The sequence below is a fragment of the Natrinema thermotolerans genome (assembly GCF_031165565.1).
Taxonomy (GTDB): Archaea; Halobacteriota; Halobacteria; order Halobacteriales; family Natrialbaceae; genus Natrinema; species Natrinema thermotolerans.
The window spans coordinates 427,498-452,606 of the sequence record NZ_CP101873.1 but is presented as its reverse complement, the minus strand read 5'-3'; the positions used below and the strand labels follow the sequence as shown (position 1 = coordinate 452,606).

The 25,109-nt window shown below is 67.3% G+C and carries 25 protein-coding genes; 13 read left to right on the top strand and 12 right to left on the bottom strand.

Annotated elements, in window-relative coordinates:
• Nucleotides 1–43: 43 nt before the first annotated feature.
• The 3 genes from NP511_RS02425 to NP511_RS02415 all read right to left on the bottom strand — a co-directional run bounded on the left by NP511_RS02425 (nucleotide 44) and on the right by NP511_RS02415 (nucleotide 4,966).
• On the bottom strand, nucleotides 44–1,315 hold the full coding sequence (locus tag NP511_RS02425; RefSeq protein WP_049964264.1) for a DUF7350 domain-containing protein: 1,272 nt from the start codon (nucleotides 1,313–1,315) through the stop codon (nucleotides 44–46).
• Nucleotides 1,316–1,338: 23 nt separating this feature from the next.
• A complete protein-coding gene (locus NP511_RS02420; protein WP_049964263.1) occupies nucleotides 1,339–2,280 on the bottom strand; it encodes a 1,4-dihydroxy-2-naphthoyl-CoA synthase in 942 nt (313 codons plus the stop codon).
• Nucleotides 2,281–2,371: 91 nt separating this feature from the next.
• Nucleotides 2,372–4,966 carry an efflux RND transporter permease subunit gene (locus tag NP511_RS02415; protein WP_049964262.1) on the bottom strand — a complete coding sequence of 865 codons (2,595 nt, stop codon included), beginning with the start codon at nucleotides 4,964–4,966 and terminating at the stop codon, nucleotides 2,372–2,374.
• Between the two features lie 124 nt (nucleotides 4,967–5,090).
• Here NP511_RS02415 and NP511_RS02410 point away from each other — a divergent pair, with 124 nt between their 5' ends.
• Both NP511_RS02410 and NP511_RS02405 read left to right on the top strand, forming a co-directional pair.
• A complete protein-coding gene (locus tag NP511_RS02410) occupies nucleotides 5,091–5,849 on the top strand; it encodes a TrmB family transcriptional regulator (RefSeq protein WP_049964261.1) in 759 nt (252 codons plus the stop codon).
• A 275-nt stretch (nucleotides 5,850–6,124) separates the two neighbouring features.
• Nucleotides 6,125–7,102: a DnaJ domain-containing protein gene (locus NP511_RS02405; protein WP_049964260.1), complete on the top strand. Its 978-nt coding sequence runs from the start codon at nucleotides 6,125–6,127 to the stop codon at nucleotides 7,100–7,102.
• A 27-nt stretch (nucleotides 7,103–7,129) separates the two neighbouring features.
• On the opposite strand, the gene menD is transcribed toward NP511_RS02405, so the two are convergent.
• The 3 genes from menD to NP511_RS02390 are packed head-to-tail and all read right to left on the bottom strand — an operon-like array spanning nucleotide 7,130 to nucleotide 10,943.
• The gene (gene menD, locus NP511_RS02400) at nucleotides 7,130–8,947 is read right to left on the bottom strand and encodes a 2-succinyl-5-enolpyruvyl-6-hydroxy-3-cyclohexene-1-carboxylic-acid synthase (RefSeq protein ID WP_049964259.1); all 1,818 of its coding nucleotides are present in this window, start codon (nucleotides 8,945–8,947) and stop codon (nucleotides 7,130–7,132) included.
• A 4-nt stretch (nucleotides 8,948–8,951) separates the two neighbouring features.
• The gene (locus NP511_RS02395) at nucleotides 8,952–10,295 is read right to left on the bottom strand and encodes an isochorismate synthase (protein WP_049964258.1); all 1,344 of its coding nucleotides are present in this window, start codon (nucleotides 10,293–10,295) and stop codon (nucleotides 8,952–8,954) included.
• Nucleotides 10,296–10,346: 51 nt separating this feature from the next.
• Nucleotides 10,347–10,943, bottom strand: coding sequence for a sulfite oxidase-like oxidoreductase (locus tag NP511_RS02390; protein WP_049964555.1), 597 nt, complete (start codon nucleotides 10,941–10,943; stop codon nucleotides 10,347–10,349).
• 299 nt (nucleotides 10,944–11,242) lie between these two features.
• On the opposite strand from NP511_RS02390, the gene NP511_RS02385 reads away from it, so the two are divergent.
• Both NP511_RS02385 and NP511_RS02380 read left to right on the top strand, forming a co-directional pair.
• Complete coding sequence (locus NP511_RS02385; RefSeq protein ID WP_049905537.1) at nucleotides 11,243–11,542, top strand: hypothetical protein; 300 nt, start codon at nucleotides 11,243–11,245, stop codon at nucleotides 11,540–11,542.
• A gap of 263 nt (nucleotides 11,543–11,805) precedes the next feature.
• A complete protein-coding gene (locus tag NP511_RS02380) occupies nucleotides 11,806–12,036 on the top strand; it encodes a ribbon-helix-helix domain-containing protein (protein WP_006180851.1) in 231 nt (76 codons plus the stop codon).
• A gap of 1 nt (nucleotide 12,037) precedes the next feature.
• Here the strand turns inward: NP511_RS02380 and NP511_RS02375 are convergent, their stop codons facing one another.
• Nucleotides 12,038–12,226, bottom strand: a complete 189-nt coding sequence (locus NP511_RS02375; protein WP_006648732.1) for a DUF7550 family protein — start codon at nucleotides 12,224–12,226, stop codon at nucleotides 12,038–12,040.
• A gap of 143 nt (nucleotides 12,227–12,369) precedes the next feature.
• On the opposite strand from NP511_RS02375, the gene hisF reads away from it, so the two are divergent.
• The 3 genes from hisF (at nucleotide 12,370) to NP511_RS02360 (ending at nucleotide 15,123) form a co-directional block, all read left to right on the top strand.
• Nucleotides 12,370–13,185 carry an imidazole glycerol phosphate synthase subunit HisF gene (gene hisF / locus NP511_RS02370; protein WP_049964257.1) on the top strand — a complete coding sequence of 272 codons (816 nt, stop codon included), beginning with the start codon at nucleotides 12,370–12,372 and terminating at the stop codon, nucleotides 13,183–13,185.
• 84 nt (nucleotides 13,186–13,269) lie between these two features.
• Nucleotides 13,270–14,094, top strand: a complete 825-nt coding sequence (locus tag NP511_RS02365) for a hypothetical protein (RefSeq protein ID WP_049964256.1) — start codon at nucleotides 13,270–13,272, stop codon at nucleotides 14,092–14,094.
• Between the two features lie 156 nt (nucleotides 14,095–14,250).
• Nucleotides 14,251–15,123, top strand: coding sequence for a hypothetical protein (locus tag NP511_RS02360; RefSeq protein WP_049964255.1), 873 nt, complete (start codon nucleotides 14,251–14,253; stop codon nucleotides 15,121–15,123).
• Nucleotides 15,124–15,204: 81 nt separating this feature from the next.
• Here the strand turns inward: NP511_RS02360 and NP511_RS02355 are convergent, their stop codons facing one another.
• Nucleotides 15,205–15,489 (bottom strand): DNA-directed RNA polymerase subunit L, encoded by a 285-nt coding sequence (locus tag NP511_RS02355; protein WP_006648728.1) that lies wholly within the window; start codon nucleotides 15,487–15,489, stop codon nucleotides 15,205–15,207.
• Nucleotides 15,490–15,650: 161 nt separating this feature from the next.
• Here NP511_RS02355 and NP511_RS02350 point away from each other — a divergent pair, with 161 nt between their 5' ends.
• Nucleotides 15,651–17,504 (top strand): rhomboid family intramembrane serine protease, encoded by a 1,854-nt coding sequence (locus NP511_RS02350; protein ID WP_049964554.1) that lies wholly within the window; start codon nucleotides 15,651–15,653, stop codon nucleotides 17,502–17,504.
• A gap of 235 nt (nucleotides 17,505–17,739) precedes the next feature.
• Here the strand turns inward: NP511_RS02350 and NP511_RS02345 are convergent, their stop codons facing one another.
• Together NP511_RS02345 and NP511_RS02340 are read right to left on the bottom strand one after the other, a co-directional pair.
• Nucleotides 17,740–18,396: an METTL5 family protein gene (locus NP511_RS02345; RefSeq protein ID WP_049964254.1), complete on the bottom strand. Its 657-nt coding sequence runs from the start codon at nucleotides 18,394–18,396 to the stop codon at nucleotides 17,740–17,742.
• A complete protein-coding gene (locus tag NP511_RS02340; RefSeq protein ID WP_049964253.1) occupies nucleotides 18,397–18,789 on the bottom strand; it encodes a DUF7961 family protein in 393 nt (130 codons plus the stop codon). It abuts the gene before it with no gap.
• Between the two features lie 189 nt (nucleotides 18,790–18,978).
• On the opposite strand from NP511_RS02340, the gene NP511_RS02335 reads away from it, so the two are divergent.
• Nucleotides 18,979–19,149, top strand: coding sequence for a zinc finger domain-containing protein (locus NP511_RS02335; RefSeq protein ID WP_006180859.1), 171 nt, complete (start codon nucleotides 18,979–18,981; stop codon nucleotides 19,147–19,149).
• 57 nt (nucleotides 19,150–19,206) lie between these two features.
• Here NP511_RS02335 and NP511_RS02330 read toward each other — a convergent pair whose 3' ends face one another.
• Together NP511_RS02330 and NP511_RS02325 are read right to left on the bottom strand one after the other, a co-directional pair.
• Nucleotides 19,207–20,241, bottom strand: a complete 1,035-nt coding sequence (locus tag NP511_RS02330; RefSeq protein WP_049964252.1) for a disk-shape morphogenesis protein volactin — start codon at nucleotides 20,239–20,241, stop codon at nucleotides 19,207–19,209.
• A 97-nt stretch (nucleotides 20,242–20,338) separates the two neighbouring features.
• The gene (locus NP511_RS02325; protein ID WP_049964251.1) at nucleotides 20,339–21,262 is read right to left on the bottom strand and encodes a cell division protein CdpA domain-containing protein; all 924 of its coding nucleotides are present in this window, start codon (nucleotides 21,260–21,262) and stop codon (nucleotides 20,339–20,341) included.
• Nucleotides 21,263–21,824: 562 nt separating this feature from the next.
• On the opposite strand from NP511_RS02325, the gene NP511_RS02320 reads away from it, so the two are divergent.
• From NP511_RS02320 to NP511_RS02305, 4 genes are all read left to right on the top strand, one after another.
• Nucleotides 21,825–22,031 (top strand): hypothetical protein, encoded by a 207-nt coding sequence (locus NP511_RS02320; protein ID WP_233274291.1) that lies wholly within the window; start codon nucleotides 21,825–21,827, stop codon nucleotides 22,029–22,031.
• 53 nt (nucleotides 22,032–22,084) lie between these two features.
• Nucleotides 22,085–23,134 (top strand): diphthamide biosynthesis enzyme Dph2, encoded by a 1,050-nt coding sequence (gene dph2, locus NP511_RS02315; protein ID WP_006648721.1) that lies wholly within the window; start codon nucleotides 22,085–22,087, stop codon nucleotides 23,132–23,134.
• Nucleotides 23,135–23,353: 219 nt separating this feature from the next.
• Nucleotides 23,354–24,103, top strand: a complete 750-nt coding sequence (locus NP511_RS02310; protein WP_084158213.1) for a DUF7344 domain-containing protein — start codon at nucleotides 23,354–23,356, stop codon at nucleotides 24,101–24,103.
• Nucleotides 24,104–24,243: 140 nt separating this feature from the next.
• The gene (locus NP511_RS02305) at nucleotides 24,244–25,077 is read left to right on the top strand and encodes an MBL fold metallo-hydrolase (RefSeq protein ID WP_049964250.1); all 834 of its coding nucleotides are present in this window, start codon (nucleotides 24,244–24,246) and stop codon (nucleotides 25,075–25,077) included.
• Nucleotides 25,078–25,109: the final 32 nt, after the last annotated feature.

Below are 25,109 nucleotides of genomic sequence, written 5' to 3'. Positions count from 1 at the left end.
GGTCACGGCCGCGGGCGATCGGGGAAGCGACCGGAGGAACCGGCTACGCCGACGGGACCACGAGTTCGACCGGGTCCATCCCGAAAAACGCCGTTTCGTAGCCCTGATGGCGGGCCGTTTGCGGGGGCGACTCGACCGCGATCCGGACCGTGTCACTCTCCCGAACGTCCGAGACGGACCGCCCGTAGTGGTGCCCGTACTCACCGTCGATCACCGGCTCGAGGCGCTCGTCGAGGACCTGCCGGGCGTCGCGCTCGAGGACGACCCGCAGCGACGCGTTCGAGAGCGGCACCCGGTTGTACGGCGTCCGCGGCGAGACGAGCAGATAGGGGTCGTCGCCGTCGGCGAGTCGCGATTCGGGCTCGAGCAACGCGACGACGAACGCCGCGTCGCCGCTCGTGGGGAGGCCGTCGCCGGCCGTGGCGTCCGTCTCGCCGCCGACAGACTCGACCAGCCGCGTTCCCGGATAGGCGTCCGCCGGCGGCACCCTCGAGTAGGGGATCATTGGCTCCGTTCCGCCGTCCCCGTCGCCGGCCGCGTCACGGCCGTCGTCGGCATCGCTTCCGTCGTCGTCGGAGCCGTCGCGACTCCCGTCGTCGGTTCCGGCGCGGTCCACCATCGGCTCGAGCGCGCCCCGCTGGCCCCACCGCTCCCGATCGAGCAGTTCGATCCCCTCGACGACGGCCTCGCGGAACGCCCGATCGTAGGTGAACTCGAAGGTGGCGGTCGCCCCCTCGGCGAACCGGCCCGCCAGCGAGCCGGTCCGGCGGATCGAGAGCGGCGGGAACTCGACGTCGACAGCGTAGGTCCCGTCCGCCGGGAGGTCGACGTTGTCGCCGACGTGGAGGCCCATCTCCTGGGAGAGCATCGGCCACAGCGCCCGCGAATCGATCTCGCGCCCGTCGCGGGAGACCGTCGCCCTCGGCTCGGCACCGGGCAAGACCCGTCCCGTCTCCCGGTCCCAGACGACGACCATCAGGTGGACCCCACGGCCGGCCGCGGGCTCGACGAACTCGCGGTAGTTCGCCGTGACGATCCAGAACGGATGGGGGTACGACAGCATCGGGGTCAGCGCGTACTCGCCGGCATCGACCGGCTCGAGAACGCGCATCGACTTCCGGTGGCCGGGTAGATAGACCGCCTCCGGCGGGTCCTCAAGCATCGGGATCGGCGGGGTTCCCGAGACGCCCTCGGAGCCGTCGCTTCCGCCCCCGGCGTCGGCCTCTCCGTCGGGCTCGCCGCTGGGCGCGGTACAGCCCGCGAGCGCGAGCGCGGCCGGCAGCGTCGTCCGCCGGAGGATCGTTCGTCGGTGCATCGGTTCGATATACGGGCCTTCGGTTAGTAGTGCCACGGGAAGTCATCGAAGTCCGGATCGCGACCCTCGACGAACGCGTCCCGACCCTCCTTCGCTTCGTCGGTCATGTAGCCCAGCCGCGTCGCCTCGCCGGCGAAGACCTGCTGGCCGACCATCCCGTCGTCGGTCATGTTGAAGGCGTACTTGAGCATCCGCATCGCCGTCGGGCTCTTGGAGTTGATGCGCTCGCCCCACTCGAGGGCGGTCTCCTCGAGTTCCCCGTGGGGGACTGCCTCGTTGACCATGCCCATGTCGGCGGCCTCCTCGGCGTCGTAGGTCTTCCCGAGGAAGAAGACCTCGCGGGCTTTCTTCTGGCCGATCTGTTTGGCCAAGTACGCGGAGCCGAAGCCGGCGTCGTAGCTGGCCACGTCCGGGTCGGTCTGGAGGAACTTCGCGTGGTCCTCGCTCGCGAGGGTCAGGTCACAGACGACGTGCAGCGAGTGGCCCCCGCCGACGGCCCAGCCCGGCACCACCGCGACGACCACCTTCGGGATGTGCCGAATGAGGCGCTGGACCTCGAGGATGTGGAGCCGTCCCTGCTCAGAGGCTTGCGCTCGCGGACCCTGTCCGCTCGCGTCTTCCGAGGCGCGTTGCGCCTCGCTCTCCTCGTCCCCTTCGTACTGATACCCGTCCTCGCCGCGAACCGTCTGATCGCCGCCGGAACAGAACGCCCAGCCGCCGTCCTTCGAAGACGGCCCGTTCCCGGTCAGCAGGATACAGCCCACGTCGGTCTGGCGCTTGGCGTGGTCGAGGGCGTCGTAGAGTTCGTCGACGGTCCCCGGCCGGAAGGCGTTGCGGACGTCGGGCCGGTCGAACGCGATCCGGACCGTCCCGGCGTCGACCGCGCGGTGGTAGGTGATGTCCCTGAACTCGTCGTTCAGTGCCGCAGGCTCCCACTGCTCGGGATCGAAGAGTTCCGAAACCATTGCTCGAGTGTGGCGGGCGACGGCTGAAATAGATTCGCGTCTCGGCCGGGTCGTCGTCGACTCCCCGCGCGAGGTCGACTGCCGGCCGGGGTCAGCCGGTCGTGTCAGCGAGGTCGTCAGTGGCGTCGTCGTCGGTCCCGTCGTAGTCGGTGTACCGCGCCCAGACCGCGAGCAGGCTCGGCAGGACCACGATGCTCGCGAGGAACGCGTACGCGATCGCGACGCTCGTGACGAAGCCAAAGCGCCGCAGCGACGGCACGAGCGCGAACACGAGGACGCCAAAGCCCGCGGCGGTCGTGACGGCGCTGGCGAGTAACGCGCCGCCGGTCCCCCGGACCGCTCGCCGGAGCGACGCGATGGGGTCACCCCGCGCTCGCTCCTCCTCGAGGAACCGCTCGCCGACGTGGATCGCGTAGTCGACGCCGATCCCGATGCCGATCGCCGCGATGATGGCCGTCTCGGAGGTAAAGGGAATCCCCGCGAGGTACATCGTCCCGAACAGCCACGCCTGTGCGAACAGGACCGGCGCGATGACGACCGCACCGAGCGAGAGCGTCCGGTAGCGGAGCCAGAACGTCGCCGTCAGGAACGCGAGGATGACGGCGAACGTGATCGCGAAGCCCTGCACGAGCGTCTCGAGCAGCCCCTGCTGGACGAGTTCCTCGACGATCGGCTGGCCGGTCGCCGTCACCGTCAGCCCGGAGTCGCTCTCGATGGTCGTCGCGACCGCTCGCATCTCCTCGGTGATCGTCGCCGTGTTCGCCCCGCCGGAGAGGCCCACGGAGAGCCGGAGGGACCGGTACTCGCCGTCCGCTCGATTGATCGTCTCGGCGGCCGCCGACGGATCGGCGGCGTAGACCGCGTCGTAGACCGCCGCGAGGTTTTCCTCCGGCACGCCGTCGCCGTCGGTGTCGGCGTCGTCGACCACGGCGGCGACCGTCTCGTTGTCCGCGGCGACCGACTCGATGGTCTCGAGCGGTCCGGTCGCTTGCAGGCGGCCGTTCGCCAACGTCTGTGCGGACGAGGCGTTCGCCGCCCGATCCCTGCCGGCCGCGACCCGCTCGAGCGTGTCGGGGTCGGTGACTGGCCCCTCAATCAGTACCTCCGCCCTCGACTGATCGCGCGACTGGGCGAACCGGTCGTTCAGATACAGCGCCTGCTCGCGCAGTTGGTAGTCGCTGGGCTGCAACGAACCGGGCAGCGAGTCCATCCAGGCCGGCGAGTCCCGGGGCAGGAAGTCCGTCTGCTCGATCGACGTGTCGATGTCCGTCGCGGCCGCGCCCCCGGCCGCGCTCAGGACGAGTGCAATGGCGATGACGACGTACGGCCCCCGGTCGGCGATTTCGGCACCGACGCTGAGGACCCGGCTGGCGACGCCGCCGCGACCGAATGCCGGCCGGCGACGCGACAGGCCGAGTCGCTCGAGCCCCCCGTCGAGCTCGAGTTTCAGCGCGGGCAAGAGCAAGCCGAAGACGAGAAACGCCGACACGATGCCGACGGCGCTGACGATGCCGAACTCCCTGATCGAGGCCAGCGGGCTGACGACGTTCGAGAGGAACCCGACGGCGGTCGTGAACGTGGCGGCACCGATGGCGACGACGACGCCGGCCAACCCCCGACGCATCGCCGTCCGGGGCGTCGCGTCGGGATCGTCGTCGCTGGCCTCCCGGTAGCGCATCACGACGTGTAACGCGTAGTCGATCGAGAGCCCGATCAGCAGGAACGGAACGGCGATCAGGATCTGCGTCACGCCGATCCCGGCCCAGCCCATGAAGCCGGCCATCCACGCGAGGACGAGCGCGATCCCGGCGAGCCCGAGCCCGATGTCGAAGACGTCGCGGTAGGCGATCCCCAGCGCGAGGACGATGATCAGCAACGCGATCGGCGAGATGATCGCGAAGCTCTCGCCGGTCGCCTGCGTACTCTCGGCGTCGACGACGGCGCTCCCGAAGACGAAGCTCTCCCCGGACGTCAACGTCGCCGCGGACAGCTCCCGGATCTCGAGCTGGGCGTCGGCCACGTCCGCGGGGAGATCGTCACCGGTCGCGCCGCTCGTGTCCTGAAAGACGTAGAGGACGCGCCCGTCGGTCGTCGTCGCGCCCGGCTCGTAGTCGGTCGGCAACAGCGAGTAGGGATCGACTGTGCCCGCGGCCGCCGACTCCGGGGCCAGCACCCGTTCGACGGTCGCTTCGACCTCGCTTTCCGACATCGACTCCAGTTGCGCGATCTGGGCCTCGAGCGACGGCGGTGCCGAACCGTTGACCCCGCCGTCGGACCCGTTGGGAGTCCCGTTGCCGGCCTCGGCTTCTCGAATCGCCGCGGTCGCGACGACGTTCGAAAGCCCGACCATCGGCTGCCGGTCCCGCAGCGTCGCGTTCACGTCGCCGTCGTCGGCGATGGCCTGTTGGAGTGTCAGCCCCTCGAGCAGCGACGCTTTCGACAGGGCGTTCTCGTCGCGGACGACGACCTGGACGACGGTCGTGTTCTCCCCTTCGGTCGCGAAGTCGGACCGGAGTTGGTCGTACTTCGCGGCCTCCGTCGAGTCGCTCTCGAAGTTCGCGATCGTCAGCTCCGAGTCGACGCTACCCGCCCCGCTGGCGACGAGCAACGTCGCTATCAGCACGACCGCGATGATCGCCTTGCTGTGTGCGGTCACGAACGCCGCGTACCGATCGGCCGGATCCATTACCAGCCGTTCCCCACCCGGGGACATAAGTATTGTAGGATACTACAAAATATATCCAATCGGGGAACCCCGCTACTGATAGGCCCGACGCGCGAACCCTCGAGCGACCGACCCGCAGGTATTCATGAGTACACGAGATGCAGTCGCGGCGCTGAAACGGCTCGGCCTGCCGAACTATCAGGCCCGCGTCTTCGTCGCCCTCCAGGAACTGGGGACGGGGACCGCACAGGAGATCAGCGAAATCTCGGAGGTCCCCCGGTCGCAGGTCTACGGCGCGGCCGACGATCTCCTCGAGCGCGGACTCGTCGAACTGACCGAGTCGTCACCGAAACGGTACCGGCCGGTGAGTCTCGCCGCCGCCCGCGAGCAGTTGACGAACCGGCTCGAGCGCGAGCGCGAGCGGGCGTTCGCAAACCTCGCGGAACTCCGGACCGCGACGCCGGACCGCCCGGACGACGGCTCGGTGTCGACCCTCCGGGGCCGCCAACCGATCGACGATCGGATCGCCGAGTTGATCGGCGAGGCGGCGGCAGCCGTCGTCTTCACTGCGCCCTCGAGCCGGTCGTTGACCGAGGCGATCGAAACGGCACTGCGCGAGCGGGCGACGCAGGGGACCGACGTCACCGTCGTCACGGCCGAGGAGGCGATCCGCGAACGCTTCGCGGCGAGTCCGATCCGGGTGATCGTGATGGGCGAGGACAACCCCGCCGACTTCGCCGGCCGGGCCCTGATGATCGATGAGGGAACGGTGTTGCTGTCGGTCGCGACCGACGACGAGGCCGTCGACGAGGAGGCGATGTGGACGGCCGGCAGCAGCATCGGTCGCATTCTGGCACAGTTCATGCAGTCCGGCATCGAGTCCGGAACGGACCGCAACGCCTGACTCGAGCGGGGCGGTCGGCCGGTTACATCTCGAGACCGCGAGACGGGTGCGTCGTCTCCGCGCCGAACAGTACGCGAGGAGCCGACGGGCCGCTTCGACCGATCGGTTCGCGGTGACTCGAAATCGCCCTCGCCGATCCGATATCGACGGTGTATTTCGTATATCGGTATACGATTCATTTGTTCGAGACGCGGCGTTCTGCTCGAATCCGACGACCCGGCACGGAGCCGTTCGGGCCGATTTATTTTTCAGCCGGCCGACCGATCGGCTACCCGATGGGGGAGACCTACTACGAGGTCCTTGGGGTCGACCCGGACGCCACTCCCGACGAGATCGAGTCGGCCTACCGCGATCGCGTCCTCGAGACTCACCCGGACCACTCCGACGCCCCCGACGCGACCGAGCGGTTCCAGCGGGTCCAGACTGCCAGATCGGTATTGACCGACGGGGACGAACGGGCCCGCTACGACCGACTCGGTCACGAGGCCTACGTCGGACTCGCCGACGGCACCGCACGCGACGACGCGACCGGCGAGGCTGCCGACGACGGTTCGAACCGGACCACCGAGCGAACCGGCTCGCACCCGACGGGCGGCCGCACGAACGCGACGGCGGGAACGGAAACCGGCGGCGCGACGACCGGACGGCGAACGGGCCGCCGGACCGGCCGCGCTCGAGGGGCCGCTAACACGACGGCCACGGACGGAACGACGGGTCGAACCTCGAGCCACCACGCCCGCCAGCGATCGCGACGCCGCCAGCAACGGGCCACGCGGCAGGCGACCGGCGACTGGCCCTTCGGCGCGGACGATGAAGCGGAGTCGAACGAGTCGGCAGGTTCGACCGAGAGCGACGACGCGACGGCGGATGACGGCTTCAGTTACTCCGTCCACGGCTGGGACGACGAGATCGACCTCGAGTGGGAAGGCCGGCGGATCGATCGGTCGACGGCGACGTCGGTCGGGGCCGTCGCCGTGTTGTACCCGCTGCTCGTCTGGGCGAGTCTCACCCCGTTCTTTTCGCTGCCCGTCAACGTCGTCCTCGCCGGCTGTACGCTCGCGCTGGTGGGGTATCTGTTGACGATGCCGCGGCTGGCGATCGGCGTCTTCGGCGGGTGGAGCATCCTGTTCCCGCTCGGGATCGCGGTGCTGTCGCCGGTCGGGCTCGGATCGCTGTTCGGCCTGTTCGCGCTCGGGTTCGTCTGGATTCCGCTGGGCTACGCCGTCGTGCTGTGGTGGGTCTTGCAACCGTAGCGAACGGAATCGGGCGGAAAGCGGGAGTTACACGTCGTGCTCGAGGTCGGTCGCGACCGCGTCGGTAACGCGGTCCGCGAGGGCGTCACGTCGCCGATGACTCGCCTCGGAGTCGAACGCGACCGAGAGAACCTGGGTGCCCGGCGTCTCGAGCGACCGGCGATAGGCCGCGGCAAAGTCCGCCGGCGCGACGCGTTCGAACGCGAGGTCGTATAGCTCCTCGAGCGCCGAAAAGTCGAGGCCGTGGGGCGTCTTGAACTGGTCGGTGAAGGGCGGCTCGAACGCCTCGATCGGCAGTTCGTGAAAGATGCCGCCGCCGTCGTTGTCCAGCAGGACGATCGTGGCGTCGACGCCGCAGCGCTCGAGCGCGAGCAGGCCGTTCGAATCGTGATAGAACGCCAGATCGCCGGTGACCAGCACCAGCGGCTCGTCGGCCGTGCTGCCGGCGCCGAGTGCCGTGCTGGTGATCCCGTCGATTCCACTCGCCCCGCGGTTGGCCAGTACCGTCAGCTCGGCCGCCCGCGGCCGGGCGAACCGGTCGGCGTCCCGGATCGGCATGCTGTTCGAGACGAACACCGTCGCCGGATCCGGCGCGGCCGCGAACACGTCGGCGAGGATCGCCCCCTCGAAGGGGTCGGTCTCGAGTGCGTCCGGGGCGAGCGCCTCGTCGCGGATCGCCCAGTGGCGACGTTCCGCCGCCGCGAGGCGCTTGCGCCAGTCGCGGTCGATCTCGGAACGGCCGTCCCGGTCGGGGAGCGCCTCGAGCAGTCCGTCGACGACGGCCGTGGGATCGGCCGCTAGCAGATCGGTCGCGGTAAAGGTGGCCTCGCGCCACTTTCCGGGGGGATCGACGAGGAACTGGCGGGCGTCGGCGTCGCGCAGCCAGTGACGGAGCGGCTTCGAGGTGGGGGAGGCACCGAACCGAAGGACGACGTCCGGCGGCGGCAGTTGTCCGACGTAGGTGTCGTAGCCGCCGTAGATCGTTCGCGGTAGCGAGTTCGCGTTTTCGCGGTCGACGTGCGGGCCAAAGCGCAGCCCCGAGAGGGGGTCCGCCAGAATCGGGGCACCGAGCCGCTCCGCGAGTCGCGTGACGGCAGCGGGCTCGAGGACGGGAAGCGTCGTCGGATCGGCCGGCCCCGCCACGAGCAGCGGGCGGTCAGCGTCTGCAAGTGCCGCAGCCAGCCGGTCGCGGTCCGCGTCGTCCGGGAGCTGCCGGCCGCTCGCGGTTTCCACGAACGGCCCGTCACGCCCCCGGCCGGCCGTCGTCTCGGGGAAGGCGTCGGGCACGTCGCCGGGTACCTCGATCGGCTCGAGGGGCTTGCGGAACGGACAGTTGACGTGGACTGGTCCGGGCGGAACGCCGTCGGTCTCGGCGAGCGCACGGGCCGCAGTGGTCCGTAGACTTCTCACTTTCCGCTCGTCGGCCTCCGGTTCGGGGAGTTCGGTATACCATCGGACCGCGTCGCCGTAGAGTTTGACCTGATCGACGGTCTGGTTCGCGCCGCTGTCGCGCAGTTCCGGGGGCCGGTCGGCCGTCAGCACGAGCAGCGGAACGCGGGCCCGATCGGCCTCCATGACGGCGGGGTGGAAGTTCGCCGCGGCCGTGCCCGAGGTACAGACCAGTGCCGTCGGATCGCCGGTGCGTCGCGCACGTCCGAGCGCGAAAAACGCCGCCGAGCGTTCGTCGAGATGCGAGTAGACGTCGATCCCGTCGTGTTCCGCGAAGGCAACCGTCAGCGGCGTCGAGCGGCTCCCGGGCGCGAGACAGACGGCCTCGAGGCCGCTTTTGGCGAGTTCGTCGGCCAGCACGCGGCCCCACAGGGTCGCGCGGTTCGGTGCCGTCATCGGTCTATCTGAGTTCGTCGAGGACCGGTCGGAACTTCAACTGTACCTCGTCCCACTCCTCGTCGGGATCGCTGTCGGCGACGATGCCGCTGCCCGCAAAGAGGGTGACCTGCTCGTCGGTCGCGACGCCCGAGCGGAGTCCGACCGCGAACTCGCCGTCGCCGTCGGCGTCGAACCAGCCCACCGGGGCAGCGTACCAGCCCCGGTCGAACGACTCCGTCTCGCGGATCGTCTCCCAGGCCGCGTCCGGCGGGACGCCGCCGACCGCGGGGGTCGGATGGAGCGCCTCGACGATTTCGAGGACGTGTCGATCGCTCGAGAGCGTCGCCTCGATCGGCGTTTGTAGGTGCTGAATCGTCGCCAGCCGGCGGATCGTCTGCTCGCTGACCGTCAGGTCGCGGGCAAACGGCGCGAGCTGTTCGCGGATCGCGTCGACGACGAGCCCGTGTTCGTGCTGGAACTTCTCGTCACCGCGCATGCGCTCGACGTGATCCTCGTCCTCGGCCGGCGTCTCGCCGCGGGGTACCGAGCCGGCGAGCGCCTCGGTCTCGACGCGCTGGCCGCGTTTCGAGACCAGCCGCTCCGGCGGCGCGCCAAAGAAGGTGCCGCCGGTGCCGTGACCGATCGAAAAGCGATAGCAGTTCGGGTACTGTCGGCCCAACCGCTCGAGGGTCGCCGCGACGTCGATCGGCCCCTCGAGTTCAACCGACAGCGCCTGTGCGAGAACGACCTTCCGCAGCCTGCCGTCAGCGATCCGCTCGAGGGCGGTGTCGACCTGCGTCGTCCACTCGGCTGGCGAGGTCGTCCGCCGGGTCGCGGCGACGCCGGGCGTCGAGCCGCTCGGCCCCGACCCCGGCGAGACCGTCAGGCGGTCGTGCCAGCGCTCGAGTCGGTCGTCGGCCTCGCCGGCCCGATCGCCGACGGCCGTGAGCCAGGTGCCGTCGTCGGTCCGCACGACCTGCACTCGCGGCACGATAAACGACGCTGCCGGGAACCCGGTCCAGGGCGGCGTCGGCTCGTGGCCGTCATGGAAGGCGACACCGCCGACGGCCCGCGGACGGGCCGGCTCCGGTCCGTCGTGAACGAGCCCGGAAAACACCCGGTTCGCCCGGTCGCGGAGTCGGTCGAAGCGGCCGGTTCCGCCGGCGGTGAACTCGGCTGCGATCCCTCGCCCGACCAGTTCCAGCCCGTCGGGCGTGGCCCACTGGACGCGGGCGGCGGCGCTGCCGTCGAGGATCGTGTCCGCAGCGACCCCCTCGAGTTCGCGGCTCCGACTGACGAGATCGGCAGCGCCGTCGGCCCCGTTCGTCCCGCCCGCCAGTCGACTGTCGCCCGACGATCGATCCATCGATCGCACGTCAGGACCGGCCGGACTTCAGCCTGACTATTGGCGAATCGATCAGCTGTATCGCTGCTCCTCCCACGGGTTCGCAGTCTGGGAGTAGCCACGCCGCTCCCAGTAACCCCGCTGGGGCTCGGTGAGGAACTCGACGCCATCGACCCACTTGGCACCCTTGTAGGCGTACTTGTGGGGCGTGACCACCCGGAGTGGACCGCCGTGGTCATCGGGCAGGGGCTCGCCGTCGAACGCCCACGCGAACAGGACCTCCTCGCGCAGACAGTCCTCGAGGGGCAGATCCGTAGTGTAGCCGTCCAGCCCGGAGAACATCACGTGGACGGCTTCCGGGTCGACGCCGGCCCGCTCGGCGAGTTCGGGGAAGGAAACGCCGGTGAACGAACAGTCGAACTTGCTCCAGCCGGTCACGCAGTGGAAGTCCTGACGCTGTGTGACCGACGGCAGTTCGCGAAACTCCTCCCACGAGAAGGTCAGTTCCTCCTCGACTGCGCCGGTGACGGTGAACTCCCAGGTCTCCGGGTCCCAGTCGGGCGTCCCGCTCTTCGAGAGGACCGGGAAGGCGGTCGTTTCGCGCTGTCCCGGCGGCAGCCGTTCGTCGCCGAATTCCTGATAGAGATCCGTGACGTCGGTCGCGTCCATATCCGTCCGTACGGTCGAACGGACGTAGATGTGACGCCATCGATCGCCGTCCCCGTGGATGGCCGTCGCGGCTGCGGCCGGACAGCGTCGGCCGGTCACCGATCCGTCGTCGACCGGTGACTCGAGCCGAGACTCGAGAGCGGGTCGGTCCCGACAGGCTGTCGCTCGAAAAAGGCAATATTCACGAGACGGGAGCGGGGTCGAAACTGATCGAAACGGTCGCGGCGTGACTGCAACTCGATAGTTTCCGTCGAAACCCTCGCCATCCCTTAGTACGGTCTCGCCGAGGGTACGATCGCATGGCGAGTAGACAACAGTTAACGGAACGAGAAATGACAGACACAGAACCGGAAGAGATGGGCGAGCAGGCGATGGGGCCGGCGTTCGTCGCGTCAGCCGCCTCGGTCGGACTCTCGCTGTATTACTTCTTCATCCGCGGCGAGCGCGACCTCGGGACGTTCGTCGGCCTCTGGCCCCCGACGATCCTCGCGTTCGCGAGTTACTTCAACCAGCGCAAGATGCGCCAACAGTTGGAGACGCTGACCCAACCCGGTACGACCCTGAAGAACGCGTTCGACTCGATGATGGGCAACCGCTGAGTCGGTCGTCTCGATCCCCGAACTGAGACGGTCTACTGTCCGCCATTGCCGGAGGGGCCGCGACCGCCCGGTCCCACCGGGAACTCGGTACAGCAAACCGTATGAGACAGTGCCATCCGACTGCCGTCGCTTACCGATCCCACACGCGTCCTCGGTTTTGTGGGACTGAAACGCGGTCTCGTTTCGGCTGCCTGACCGATCGGTTTCGACTGGTGTAGAGTCCCCGTCAAACCTAAATACCCCCTCGCCGAAAGCCGAATCAGATGCCGAAAGTAGAGATCACCATACCGGAACACCTCGAGATGCAGATCGCCCAGATGGTCGAGCGCGGCGAGTTCGTCAACCGCGAGGAGGCGATCGAGGACCTCCTATCGACGGGCATCAAGGCGTACAAGACCAGCGGCCCATCGGACGAAGAGGAGGGGGCTGGAACCGGCGGTACCGGCTTCGAAGACGACGGGATGATGGGCCACGACGACGAGTACGTCTTCTAACCTAGACGCCGACCGTAAGGAGCGGGATTCCGAACGCGATCGCAATGCCGACCAGTGCGACGAGCGCACCGGTCAGCGCTTCCCCCGCCGAGAAGTCGCTCATCGGTGCGGTCGTCCGGTCGGCCGCGGGGTCGTGGCCGACGTCGGCTCCCGTGTCGTCCTCCGTTGCGGTGTCGCTGTCGTCCGTCATACTCGCGTGTTCTCGGCTCGACCGCTTAAGATCACCGACACGGGTCTCGAGCGGCCGCGCTGCCGACGGCGACCCATCGAGTGGAATTCGCCCGATCCAGACCCCTTTACTATCCCGGGCGCGAACGGTCGGGTAACGACCACATGGTACTGACAAAACGCGTCATCCCGTGTATCGACGTGGATCTCGACGAGGACGGGAACCCGGCGGTCTACACCGGCGTCAACTTCGAGGACCTGCAATACACCGGCGACCCGGTCGAGATGGCCCGCGCCTACAACCGTGCGGGGGCAGACGAGTTCGTCTTCCTCGACATCACCGCCTCCGCGGACGGCCGGGAGACGATGCTGAACGTCGTCGAACGCGTCGCCGACGAGGTCTTTATCCCGCTCACCGTCGGCGGGGGGATCCGAACGACCGACGACATCAAGGAGACCCTGCGGGCCGGCGCGGACAAGGTCTCGATCACCACTGGCGCGCTCGAACGCCCCGAACTGATCAACGAGGGGGCACGCGCCTTCGGCAGCCAGTGTATCGTCATCAGCGTCGACGCCAGACGGCGCTTCGACGAGCAGGGGGAACACTACGTCGAGGTCGACGGCGAGTCCTGCTGGTTCGAGTGTACCAAGAAGGGGGGCCGCGAGGGGACCGGAATCGACGTCCTCGAGTGGGCCGCCGAAGCCGAATCCCGTGGTGCGGGCGAACTCTTCGTCAACTCCATCGACAAGGACGGCACCAAGGACGGCTACGACCTCCCGCTGACGGAGGCGGTCTGTGACGCCGTCGATACGCCCGTGATCGCGTCCTCGGGCTGTGGCGGCCCCGAGGACATGTACGACGTCTTCACCGAGGCCGGTGCCGACGCCGGGCTCGCGGCGTCGATCTTCCACTTCGACGAGTATTCCATCGAGGAGACGAAGGCCTATCTCGATGAGCGCGGCGTTCCCGTCCGGCGCTGATCGGGACCGAGCGACTCCCGTTCGATCTGTCCGCTCCGTCCCCTATCGGCATATTTATATTATTTTATTATACATATAGGGTTGATGAAATGGCGGTGTGCGTGGTGTGGCAAACCGCACGCGGAAAACGATCCGCCCTGTGACGAGTGCGGTCACAACGCCTTCGAGAAGGCGGTCGTCCGAGAGGGGAGCGACGAGGCGAGGGAGTCGCCGACCGAGGGGATCGACACGGGGCCGACATACGTCTGGACCTGTACGGACTGCGGTCGTGAACACGTCAAACACAATCCGCCCTGCTCGCGCTGTGGCAATCCGACCCTCGAGAAGACCGAGCAGACGTACGATGCCGTGGAAAACGATCTCGATGTCCCGGGCTGGCTGGGAGTCGCGAAACCGTACCTACCCGTGGTCGCCGTCGTCGTCCTGATCGCGGCGCTGTTTGCGACGGGAATCGTCTCGCCATCGATGCTTCCCGGAATCGGTCAGCCGTCGCCACCCGATGCCCCTGGAAGCGGCGGCGAAGCGGCCGGTATCGACCTCGAAGCGACCGAAGAACTGGTCCACGAACGCCTCGAGGCGGACCGAGAATACGCGCGGGCGTACGACGACGGCCTCGCGGCGTACGCGGAGTACCACAACCGAGCGTTCGTGGCCCACGAGTACGAGGGCAGGGACGCGGACCCAGTCGACTCGAGTGACTTCGGTGTCGACTGCCGTGGCGAACCGACCGCCGGCAGGGTACCGGTCCGCTTCTCGGTGACCGACTACGACGACGCGGAATCGCTCGCGGCGGACCTCGCGGTGGTTATGGCCCCGAGCGATCAGGTTACCGGCACCGGATACGACGGCGAGGGGCTCGACATCCACGTCGTCGACGGATCGATCTACGTCTTCTACGCGGCGTGCTAACGTCCGGTTCGCTCGCCGATTCCGACCGGAGAATGTCAACGGATCCGGTATCGGTGCGTCGGGTGAGGGTCGAATCGGCGAACTCGAACGGGGATCAGCAGTCGCTCGCTCGACTCCCCAGTACGCTTATGCCTTCGCAGTCCTGCCGTTCGAACAGTGAAATGGCGGTGTACGCGGTGTGGCAAACCGCACGCGGAAAACGACCCGCCCTGTGACAACTGTGGCCACAACGCCTTCGAGAAGGCGATCGTCCGGGTCGACGACACCGACGACCACAGCGGCGGCGACCGCGGCGGCAGCGAACCGATCCCGTCGGGGACCGTCGAGACCGGCCCGGACTACGTCTGGGCCTGCACGAACTGCGGTCGGGAACACGTCCGGAACACCCCGCCGTGTTCGCGCTGTGGCAACCCCGACCTCGAGCGGGTCGAGCAGACCTACGCGGGGGTCGAGCGGGACCTCGAGACGCCGAGCTGGCTCGAGGTCGCCACGCCCTATCTGCCGATCTTCGCCGTCATCGGCGTCGTCGTCGCGCTGTTCGCGACGGGGATCGTTTCGCCGTCGATCCTGCCCGGGATCGGCCCGCCCTCGCCGCCCGACGCGCCGGGCCAGGCCGACGAAGCGGCCGGGCTGGATTTCGAGACGACCGAGACCGAGGTTCACGACCGACTCGAGGACGAGCGCGGCGGATCGGACGGGCGGCGATACGACGACGGGCTGGCGGCCTTCGCGGAACACCGGAACCGCAGACTCGTCGCCGCCGAGTTCGGAGACAGAGAGCCCGGCGCGGCAGATCCCGACGAGTTCGGGCACGACTGTGGCAACGCTCGGGTCGTCGGCGCACCGCTTGTCGTGTCGGACCTCTCGCTCGCGGAGTACGGAAACGAGTCGGCCCTGGCCGCCGACATCGCCGACGGACTGCTCACCTCGCAGTTCGGCGACAACGTCCGTACCGGGTACGACGCCGAAGGAATGGACATCCACGTCGCACCAAACGACGACGTGTACGTCTTCTACGTGGCGTGTTGAGTTCGGACTCGGCTCTCGGTCCGTCGCAAACGATACGAAAACGCAGCCGTGACGACTGTTCGATCGAGTCCTCGACCCGCTTCAGGCCGCCGCTTCGAACGCGTCGCGAAACGCCGTCGACTTCTCGCGGACGGTGACCGCCGCCTCCTCGAGGCACTCGAGCGGGTCGGCCCCGCCCTCGGTCTTGATCGTCAGGATCGGCTCGGTCTGGCCGCCCGACTGTTCGGGGTTGACGTCGTAGGTCGCCGCGCTCACGTCGTCGTGTTCGAGCAAGGCGCCCTTGAGTACGTTCATGAAGGTGTGATCCTCGCCGGCGATCTCGATCGAGAGTTCGTCGTCGGTACTCTCGGTGACCCGCAGTTCCATGCTGTATGGGTCCGACCGTCGGCCGCTTGTACCTTTCGAAGCGGCCGTTGTACGGTCGGCCGCGGCCGTCCCACCGCCGCCTCGAGATCGGGGGCGGACGACGCAACGCCGACGGTTCGCCGAAGGCAAATCACTATACGCCCCCGTTCGAACCACGCGATATGGTTTCGGTTGCGGCCCTGTTGACGGTCCTCGTCGCCGCGACGCTGCTCGGGTCGGTCGCGGTCGTCAGGCGACTCCACCGGCCGGCGCGACGCTGGCGCGACCGCCTCCGGTCGCGGTTCGTCCTCGGCGTGCCGTGGGGCTCGCTGCTCGTGATCGCCGTCGTTCTCGCGGTCTATCTGTTCGTCCAGGGCGGGATCACGGACTTCGACGACCCGGTGACGATCCCCTTCCGGACGTGGTCGTATTTCTACCCGCTGGGGATGATCACGGCGTCGTTCTCCCACGCGGGGCCGAGTCACCTGCTCGGAAATCTGGCCGGGACGATCGTCGTCGCACCGCTCGCCGAGTACGCCTGGGGTCACTATCCGACCGACGGCAACGCGGCAGCCGATGCCGCCGCGGGACGGGCCGGCTCGCTGTACCGGAACCCGCGAGTCCGGGCCTTCGTCTGCTTTCCCCTGGCCGTCATCGCGGTCGGATTGGCGACGAGCCTGTTCGCGCTCGGCCCCGTGATCGGCTTCTCGGGCGTGGTCTTTGCCTTCGCCGGCTTCGCTATCGTTCACTACCCGATCGTGACGATCGTCGCCACGCTCGGCATTCAGGGTGCAATTTTGCGCCTGTACTCCGCGCTGCAGAACCCGATCTACGTCTACACCGCACAACCCAGTCCGCCGTCGGCACCGTCGTGGGCCGGCATCGCGATTCAGGGCCACGCACTGGGGCTTTTCGTCGGGTTCGTCCTCGGGATCGTTCTGCTCGAGCGACGGGGACGACGCCCGGACCCGCTGCGGCTCTGGCTGGCCGTCCTCCTGTTCGGCTTCGCGAAGGGACTGTGGGCGATCTACTGGTTCGGGGGTGAGAACACGTATCTCCTCTATCAGGGACCGGGCGTGGTCGTCGTGGCCGTCCTCGCACTGGTCGTCACCCTCGCGGTCACTGCCTCCGAGCGGCCGGCGGTCCCGCGACGGCTCGCGAAGGCGGTCCCCGGATCAGCGCCGGACGCTTTCGAGACGGACGGCGACCGTGCGATCGACCGGCCCCTCGAGTTGGCCCGCGCCGACGACGGCGACGACCGGCCCGGTAACGACCGCCTCGAGCGGGTTCGCGAACTCGCCGGCGGTACCCGGGACCGAGCGGCTGACGGCGGCTCGCTGGCGGCGCTGTCCCGAAAGCAGGTGGCCGTCCTCGCGGTGATCGGCGTCCTCGCGCTGTTGGCCGGCGTCGCCGTCCCCGCCAACTTCCTCGTCGTCGAGGACGCGAGCGCGACCACGGAGACCGCGGTACAGATCGAGGACTACACGGTCGAGTACGTCGAGGGTGTTCCCAACGGGCTCGTCTCGGGGGTCGGTATTGAGGCCATCGAGAGCGACGAGGGCCTCGAGTCGAGCGGGGTGATCGTCGCCAGCGAGCGCCGCCAGGTGTGGCTCGAGGCGGTCAGCGCCCAGCGGCTCTCGGCTACCGGCGAGGAGACCGTCTACGTCGGCGGAGCCGGCTGGCGGGAAGCCGTCCACGTCGAGCGGGCCGGCTGGGAACCGGTCGGTAACGACACCGTCTATCAGGTCTGGCTTCGACCCGATGGCGGGGAGCGGCGACTCGCCCACGAGTCCAACGAGTCGCGGGCCGAGGCCCGGATCGCCGGCCGAAACGTGACCGTCGGCTCGGACGGCGGCGAGTTCGTCCTCTCAGTGACCGCGGACGGAACGGAGCCCGCCACGACGGCGATTCCGGCCGCGAACGAAACGGCGACGGCGGGCGGGCTGACGTTCGAACGCGAGAACGAGACGATCTACGCGGCCGCCGACGGAACGCGGGTCGCCATCGCCAGCGAGGAGACGTACAACGGCTACTGATCTCTCCCTCTGCGGTGGCGCGCGCTGGGCCGCGGTGAACCACCGGTGAACCGCGGGTCGACACTGCGCGAGGGATGAACGAGCGACGAACGGAGCGAGTGAATCGGCTGGGGAGGGCGTGGAAATTCCGTGTTGCCAGTATGAGAGCGGTGCCCGTTCCGGGGTCGGTATCCGACGACCAAACGACAGTTCGTTTCCCGTTCGCGGCAGCGATGACTGCAGCCGCGGCGACCGATTACGCTCGAGACGACCACTCGATCCGGAAGACCTCGGCCTCGAGCGTCGCCTCGGCCTCGGTGTGGAACTCGAACTGATTCGAAATCGGAAACTCGGCCCGGAACGCGTGGGTCACCTCGCCGCCGGCGTCCGCGGCGTAGGACTCGACGAACTCCTGACTCCCCTCGTTGTGGATCGTATACGAGACCGCGGCGATCTCGCTGGCCGTCTCGAGGAACTCCCGGTCGGCGTGACGGTTCCCCCGCTGGGCACCGAAGGGCGGATTCGAGAGGACGGTCTCCCCGGTCGTCGCGAACGGATGCCGGCTCACGTCCCCCCGGAGCCACTCGATGGCTCGATCGCTGCCGTCGGCGGCTCCCTCGCCCTCGAGCGCGGTCCGTTCGTTCTCCCGGGCCAGCGCGAGCGCGTCCGGATCGACGTCGATCCCCGCGACCCGGTCGGCACCGGCCAGCGACGCCGCGATCGCGAGCATCCCAGTGCCGGTCCCCAGATCGATCACCGGCCGCTCGAGGTCGTTCTGGAGCCCGGCGAGATGGCAGAGGTGGGCAGCCAACTCCGCCGGGGTGAGATACTGCTCGAGGGCGGGCGAAGGGTCGGCGAAGTCCGCGAGCGACTCGAGCCGACGGGCGAGGGTCCGCCGTGACGGGCCGGCCATTTATTCCGCGAGCGAGAGCGAGCCCTCGAGATCGAAGGCGAGCCCCTCTCGATCGGCGCGTTCGGCACAGGCCGCGAGCGCGGGCCGGACCTTCTCCGGGTCGGCGACATCGCCGACGCTGACGGTCACCGTGCCGACGCCGAGGAAGGACCCGGCCCGGACGTAGCCCCGGATCCGATCCACCTCCTCCTGGGTCGCCAGCGAGCAGTCCGCGTCGAAACACGCCTCAACGATCAGTTCGGCCGGCACCATCCCCTCGGCGGTCAGGGTGGCCTTGAGATCGCGGAGGTACTCGGGGGCGGTCGACTCGAGGGTCGCGGCCTTGAGGGAGACGGGAGTCGCATCGGCGGGTTGACAGCGTTCGACTGCGGGGTTGGGGGACGTCGTACTCATTACACACTAATACATAGACTGCATACAAAAAGCTTTCTGGATGCGTAGTAGTAATACATGGTCGCAGACTGGCCCGGTATCGTCACAGTGTGACGGCGGCCGCGGCCGCTTTGTCCAGCGGGCACCTCGACGTCTCCGTTTCGCGAGAGGTTCGAATAGAGTTAAGACAGGCCCGTGAAAGTATCAGGTATGGACGACTGTCCACGGTGTGGGGGAGCGATCGAGGAACTCTCACTCGGCGACGCGTCTACGGTCACGTGTCCCCACTGTGGGTTCGCCGACGTTCCCGTCGAACACCAACCGGTCGGCGAGGACCCCGAATCCTGGCGGGACGCGTTCAACCGCTTCTACGAGGAGTAGCGACTCGAGTCGGGACTGCTCGACCGCGTCGCCGAAAAAATCGACTGTGGGGTGTCGCTATTCGTTCGCAGCCGCCGCTTCCGCTTCCTCGTCGCCACCGTCGTCGTGATCGACGTCCTCGTCGGAACGGGCCGCGACCAGACCACCGCGAGCGACGCTGTACAGCGGTTCGTTCGCGTGCGTGACGCCGCTGATCGAGAACGGAATGTTCGCCTCCTGGAGGTGGTCCTTGAACAGGGCCTCGAAGCCGCTCGGGCTGGAGGTCCCGCCGGTGACGACGACGGGAACGTCGAGGCCTTCCTCGACGTCTTCCTCGTCGACTTCCTTGACGATGTTCTCGATGACGTAGTCGAGCAGGTTCTCGTAGTAAATCGAGAGCGCCCCCTCGACGCCACCGACGTCGGTCGTGAAGTCGAGTTCGAAGTCGTCTTCCTTGATCGAGGTGACCTTGTCCACGGGCGTGCCCGTTGCGCGAGCGGCCTGCTCGTCGACCCAGTCGCCACCGCGGGCCACCGAGAACTTCATGACCGGCACCGCGTAGTAGGCCAGACAGACGTTCGTCATCCCGGCACCGAACGAGATCCCGAGACCGGTGAAGTTGTTGTCCGCGAGTTCGGAGTAGATGACGGACATCCCCTCGTTGATGGGCTCGGCGTCGTAGCCCATGTCGTCGAGGAAGGATTCGATCGTCTTCTGGTGGTACAGCGTCGAGAGGTCCGAGTCGATCGGGTCCGCGGGCGTCGAGAAGTAGAGCTTCTCGTCCGGATACGCGGGCTCGCCGACGACCTGCTCGATGATGAGTTTCATCATCGGGATCGCGCTCTGCTCGTCGTTCGAGAGGATCCCGTGTTTCATCGGCCGACGGGTCTCCTTGTTGAAGATGTTCGCGAAGTTCAGGGCGTCGTCGCCGACGACGTAGACCTTGTCGTCCTTGCGAATGTGGAGGACTTCGCTTCGCGAGAGCATCTGCTCGGCCATGTCCGAGTACTCGATCTCGACGAAGGAGTTACGCTGTTGCACGAAAACCGTGTCGTTCCCATCCTGTTGTGCTGACAGGATGTTCATCGTACCGACGTCCAGGCCTTTGGCCATGTGTGGGGAAGGCCACCGACGGATTATAAATCTATGTGCATTAATTCCTCTCTTTACCGGCACCGAAGTAAGAATTAATTACTGCCGCACGGTCGCGTTAATCCCGTTTTACCAGCGAACGAACCCGATTCAGCAACCCTTCGAAGGGCTTTGTGACGCGTTCGGTGGCGCTTTCCTCGTCGGCCGTCGCGAGTTCCTCCGCGCGTTGCTGTTCGCGCAGTTCCTTGAGTTTCGCCGTCTGGTCGTCGACCGTCGAACTCGAGGTGGTCTGTTTCGTTTCGCCGCCTTTCAGCCCTTTGAGACCGGCGACCTGCTGGTCGACGCCCGAGGAACGGGTCGTCGTGGTCCCGGCGTCGGTGTCGATCTCGACATCGCCGAGATCGTCGCTCGAGAAGTTCAGTCGCTTGTGTTCGGTCTTCTCGACACCGCCCCACGAGAGTTCGACGCCCTCCATCGCGTCGTCGATGTCCTGCTGGATCTCGTCGTCGGTCAGTTCCGGTTCATCGTCGTCGTCGTCGGCCTCGACCGCGACGGCGTCGGCCTGCTGTGCCATATCGAGGTAGTGGGCGATCAGGGCCGCCCCGGTCGAGGCGGTGATCGCAGCCAGCCCGACGGCGTAGGTGGCGATGATCGGGACGGTGTAGTCGTTGCCGTACCCGTTCCAGTCGCCGGGGTAGGCCACGAAGAAGCCGATTATCGCTGCGATGGTCACGGCGACGCCGGCGATAGAGGCGTACTGCATCCGCCGCTCCGAGGGTAACAGGACGACGATACCGAGCATCGTCACGGGAAGGGCCGTCATCGCGAGCGCGTACGCGGGGCCGACCCACGCGACGTAACCCGCGGTGCGGGCGTCGTAGGTGTTCCCCCACAGGAAAAGCAGCAGTCCGACGAGTGCGAGTCCGATCCCACCGAGGAACAATCCGAACCCAACGTAAACGTCGGTCCGGTCCTCCGGTTCACCGATGTATCGACGATAGAGGTCGAAGAGATAGCCGTCTGTGGCCTGTTCCGCTGCCATTAACCCCCTGTTTACGCTCCAGTACTATGACTGTTGGGACGGAAAACGAAGTCGGCAGGACCGTCATCCCGGCCGATCGGCCGACGCGATCGCTTTCGAGGGCGTTCCGGTTGGATACACGCCGACACATGTAAATAGTATTGGTTGTATCCATAGTTTGATATCCAAGCCGGCAGCAGAGAACGAGAATAATGATTGACGCACAGCGAACCGTTCTCATCGCGGCCACCGACCCCGACGCGGTCGCCGAGTACCGCTCGTGGCTCACGGGGGCGTACCGAGTCGAGACGACGACCGATGGGTCCGACGCGCTCGCGCGACTCGAGGCCGTCGACGTAGCCCTGATCGGACGGGATCTGCGAACGGCCGACGGAACTGTCGTCGCGCGAGCCGTCGAACGCAGGGGCGCGGGATACGCGATGGCGATACTTCGCGGGGACGACGAGCCCGACCGTGACCGCACGGCGGCCGTCGAACTCACCGAACCGGTTTCGAACGCCACACTGTGTGAGACCGTCGATCGACTGCTGTGTCGGGTCCGCTATGACGAGCTGATCGACGAATGCGCGGCTCTCGCGGCCGGCGACGCTCCCGAGAATGCGGGACCGACACCGACCGCGACACATCGGACGGGAACCGTCTCGAGGAACTGCTCGGGACGGTGGACGCGTTGCTCGATGGCTTCGACGGCGAGGACTTCCGGGCCGCGTTCGGGACCTGCACGTACGGCGAGCCCGCTCGAGCCGAGGGGGTCCGCAAGCGGTCGTAAGCCGGTCCACCAGAAGCGTCGGCGTTATACGTTCGTGGGCGCAAGCAGTGCTAATGAGTCAGGAGTCGGAGTACACTGAAGGGGACCTCCGGAACACCGGAATGCAGCTCAAGCACGACCGGGAGTGGGACTACGAACTCGAGACGATCGTCGACGCGATCGAGGAGCGAGACGCCACGAAGGTCGGCCTGCAGTTCCCCGAGGGACTGAAACGACGAGGGCCGTCCGTCGCCGACGACCTCCGGGAGCTGGCCGACGACGACGTGACGTTCATGCTCTCGGGCCAGCCCTGTTACGGTGCCTGCGACCTCGACACCTATCTGATGAAACGCACCGACGTGTTCGTTCACTTCGGCCACTCGCCGATGAAGGACACGGACAAGGTGATCTACGTGCCGCTGTTCTCGAACGTCGAGGTCACGCCGATCATGGAGGACGCGCTCGACACCCTCGAGCCGCCGGAAGAGACCGAAGACGTCGGTCTCGTGACGACCGCCCAGCACATGAATCGCTACGAGGAGATGGCTGCCTTCCTCGAGGAGCGGGGTTACGAGGTCCACAGCCGCCGCGGCGACGACCGGCTAACCCACGAGGGACAGGTCCTGGGCTGTAACTACGCGAGCGCGGACGTCCCTGCGGATCAGGTCCTCTACGTCGGCGGCGGCAAGTTCCACCCGCTCGGATTGGCGATGGAGTATCCCGACAAGCACGTTGTCATCGCCGACCCCGTCAACAACGTCGTCACCGTCGCCGACACGGAGAAGTTCATGAAACAGCGCTACGGTGCCGTCCACCGCGCGATGGACGCCGAGAAGTGGGGCGTCATCTTCTGTACCAAGATCGGGCAGGGCCGCTGGGAGCAGGCCCAGGAGATCCTCGAGGATAACGACGACGCCTACCTCATCACGATGGACGAGGTGACGCCGGACCGCCTGCGGAACTTCGACATGGACGCGTTCGTCAACACCGGCTGTCCGCGGATCACGACCGACGACGGCCCGCAGTTCCACAAGCCGATGCTCACGCCCGGCGAGTACGAGATCGCGGTCGGCAACAAGCCCCTGGACGAACTCTCCTTCGACACGTTCCACGGCACCTGGTAACGCTTTTTCCTCTGTCTCCGTACAGCGTCGGCGTGTTTCAGGCTCGTCTGACAATACTGTGTGATAGACATTCGTTTTGCTACCTTCGAAAAAGCTCGCTACGTACAGCACTAAATAGCAATATATGGTGTAATGTAAAGCAAAGTGGCCATAATGAGGGACTGATTCCAAATCTGTTTGGAAGCACCCTTTTGCCCGTTAGTCCCCGACCAGTAGTCGATGAGTAACTCAGCCTCGAGCGGATCCGCGGCCGCCGGTCACACCGATCGCTTCGCCGCCCTCGCCGACGCTCGTCGACGAACGCTCCTCCGGCTCGTTCACGAGCGATCGCCGGACGGGATCGGGAAAGACGATCTTGCGGCCGAGTTCGCGGCAGTAACAGCGGATACACGCCGCCACAACGTCTCGGCGGACGACCAGCAGCGGGCGCTCGTCGAACTCCACCACAAGCTGCTCCCGCGGCTGACGGACGCGGGACTGCTCGAGACGGACGACGACGACGTCGTTCGGGTCCCCGACGAGCAACTGCTGGACGACACCGTGTTCGCGGAAGCGCTCTCGGGCTCGAACCGCGACCTCGAGGCGACCACCCTCGATGCCCTCTTCGAGGCCCTCGCCGACGAACGCAGGCGACGGACCCTCGCGATACTCGGCGATCGGTACCAGCCCGTCACGACGGCGGCGCTCGCTCGGGCCGTGGCGGCCGCGGAGGCCGACGCAGTCGGGCACGAGGTACCACAGGACCGCGTCGACGAGGTCCGTACCGCCCTCGTTCACGTCCACCTGCCGCTGTTGCACGAGGCCACGCTGATCGGCTACGACGACGAATCGGGTCGGGTCTCCTATGAGGGCCATCCGCGCGTTCGCACCGAGTGGGTTCGATCCACCGACGGGACGCCGGCGATCGAGACCGCCAGTACCGACGCCGATGCGGCGCCGGACGCCCGCCGCTCGCCGTTCCCGCTCTAACCGTGTCCGATCACGTCCGCCGATACCCCGCCCGTCCGTCTCTCTGACTGTCTCTCGCGGTCGTCGAACCCGATCCGATAGCGGACGCTCCATCGGCCGAGACGACAACACTTACCGGGTCGCTGTCCGCATCCTCGAGTATGATCGAAAGCGACTGGGACGACTGGCTCGTTCGCGACGTCGCGGACGCGACCCCCGACGGCGTGGCGATCTGGTATCTCGGCTGTAACGGCTTCGTTCTGAAAGGCAGCGAGGGAACGACGGTCTTCATCGACCCCTATCTCGGCCTGGGGGATCCGCCACGGACGATCCGGATGATTCCGGTCCCGTTCGATCCCGCGGACGTCGCGGCCGCCGACGCCGTCCTCGCGACCCACGAACACACCGACCACGTTCACGGGGCGAGTCAGGCCCCGATCCTCGAGGCGACGGGTGCGACCTTCTACGGCCCGGATGACAGCGTCGCCGTCGCCCGCGAGGAGGAGGCCTGGACGGACGACTGGGACGTTTCGGACGAGCAACTGACCGAAGTCGCCGAGGGCGACACGCTCGAGATCGGCGAGTTCACTGTCCACGTCGAGGTGGCAAACGACCCCGACGCGACCCACCCCGTGAGCTACGTGATCGACCACGACGCGGGCACCTTCTTCCACGGCGGCGATACGAAACCGACCGACGAGTTCGAACGCCTCGGCGACGAGTACGATATCGACCTCGCGGCGCTCGCTTTCGGCACCATCGGCCGAATTCCGGACAAGCAGACCCGCGAGCCGAAACGGACCCGCTGGTACAACGACGAGAACCAGCTCATCGAGTGCGCCGCCGCCATCGACGCCGACCGGCTGCTCCCGAGCCACTGGGACATGTGGAAGGGGCTGACCGCCGACCCGACGACGCTGCACCACCACGCCCGAAGCTTCGACTCCCCGCGGGACCTCGAGATCGTCGAGATCGGCGATCGCGTCGACCTCTGAGCTGGGGAAACCAGGCGTCGGACCGTCCGCAC

What these genes read in the sequence shown, in the direction of transcription:
- NP511_RS02410 (WP_049964261.1), top strand. Translation starts at nt 5,091, where the DNA reads ATGAGTACACGAGATGCAGTCGCGGCGCTGAAACGGCTCGGCCTGCCG.
- NP511_RS02365 (WP_049964256.1), top strand. Translation starts at nt 13,270, where the DNA reads ATGAAATGGCGGTGTGCGTGGTGTGGCAAACCGCACGCGGAAAACGAT.
- NP511_RS02340 (WP_049964253.1), bottom strand. Translation starts at nt 18,789, where the DNA reads ATGAGTACGACGTCCCCCAACCCCGCAGTCGAACGCTGTCAACCCGCC.
- NP511_RS02310 (WP_084158213.1), top strand. Translation starts at nt 23,354, where the DNA reads ATGAGTAACTCAGCCTCGAGCGGATCCGCGGCCGCCGGTCACACCGAT.
- NP511_RS02325 (WP_049964251.1), bottom strand. Translation starts at nt 21,262, where the DNA reads ATGGCAGCGGAACAGGCCACAGACGGCTATCTCTTCGACCTCTATCGT.
- NP511_RS02390 (WP_049964555.1), bottom strand. Translation starts at nt 10,943, where the DNA reads ATGGACGCGACCGACGTCACGGATCTCTATCAGGAATTCGGCGACGAA.
- NP511_RS02350 (WP_049964554.1), top strand. Translation starts at nt 15,651, where the DNA reads ATGGTTTCGGTTGCGGCCCTGTTGACGGTCCTCGTCGCCGCGACGCTG.
- NP511_RS02385 (WP_049905537.1), top strand. Translation starts at nt 11,243, where the DNA reads ATGGCGAGTAGACAACAGTTAACGGAACGAGAAATGACAGACACAGAA.
- menD (WP_049964259.1), bottom strand. Translation starts at nt 8,947, where the DNA reads ATGACGGCACCGAACCGCGCGACCCTGTGGGGCCGCGTGCTGGCCGAC.
- NP511_RS02335 (WP_006180859.1), top strand. Translation starts at nt 18,979, where the DNA reads ATGGACGACTGTCCACGGTGTGGGGGAGCGATCGAGGAACTCTCACTC.
- NP511_RS02420 (WP_049964263.1), bottom strand. Translation starts at nt 2,280, where the DNA reads ATGGTTTCGGAACTCTTCGATCCCGAGCAGTGGGAGCCTGCGGCACTG.
- NP511_RS02375 (WP_006648732.1), bottom strand. Translation starts at nt 12,226, where the DNA reads ATGACGGACGACAGCGACACCGCAACGGAGGACGACACGGGAGCCGAC.
- NP511_RS02330 (WP_049964252.1), bottom strand. Translation starts at nt 20,241, where the DNA reads ATGGCCAAAGGCCTGGACGTCGGTACGATGAACATCCTGTCAGCACAA.
- NP511_RS02415 (WP_049964262.1), bottom strand. Translation starts at nt 4,966, where the DNA reads ATGGATCCGGCCGATCGGTACGCGGCGTTCGTGACCGCACACAGCAAG.
- NP511_RS02345 (WP_049964254.1), bottom strand. Translation starts at nt 18,396, where the DNA reads ATGGCCGGCCCGTCACGGCGGACCCTCGCCCGTCGGCTCGAGTCGCTC.
- NP511_RS02355 (WP_006648728.1), bottom strand. Translation starts at nt 15,489, where the DNA reads ATGGAACTGCGGGTCACCGAGAGTACCGACGACGAACTCTCGATCGAG.
- NP511_RS02380 (WP_006180851.1), top strand. Translation starts at nt 11,806, where the DNA reads ATGCCGAAAGTAGAGATCACCATACCGGAACACCTCGAGATGCAGATC.
- NP511_RS02425 (WP_049964264.1), bottom strand. Translation starts at nt 1,315, where the DNA reads ATGCACCGACGAACGATCCTCCGGCGGACGACGCTGCCGGCCGCGCTC.
- NP511_RS02405 (WP_049964260.1), top strand. Translation starts at nt 6,125, where the DNA reads ATGGGGGAGACCTACTACGAGGTCCTTGGGGTCGACCCGGACGCCACT.
- hisF (WP_049964257.1), top strand. Translation starts at nt 12,370, where the DNA reads ATGGTACTGACAAAACGCGTCATCCCGTGTATCGACGTGGATCTCGAC.
- NP511_RS02320 (WP_233274291.1), top strand. Translation starts at nt 21,825, where the DNA reads ATGCGCGGCTCTCGCGGCCGGCGACGCTCCCGAGAATGCGGGACCGAC.
- NP511_RS02395 (WP_049964258.1), bottom strand. Translation starts at nt 10,295, where the DNA reads ATGGATCGATCGTCGGGCGACAGTCGACTGGCGGGCGGGACGAACGGG.
- dph2 (WP_006648721.1), top strand. Translation starts at nt 22,085, where the DNA reads ATGAGTCAGGAGTCGGAGTACACTGAAGGGGACCTCCGGAACACCGGA.
- NP511_RS02305 (WP_049964250.1), top strand. Translation starts at nt 24,244, where the DNA reads ATGATCGAAAGCGACTGGGACGACTGGCTCGTTCGCGACGTCGCGGAC.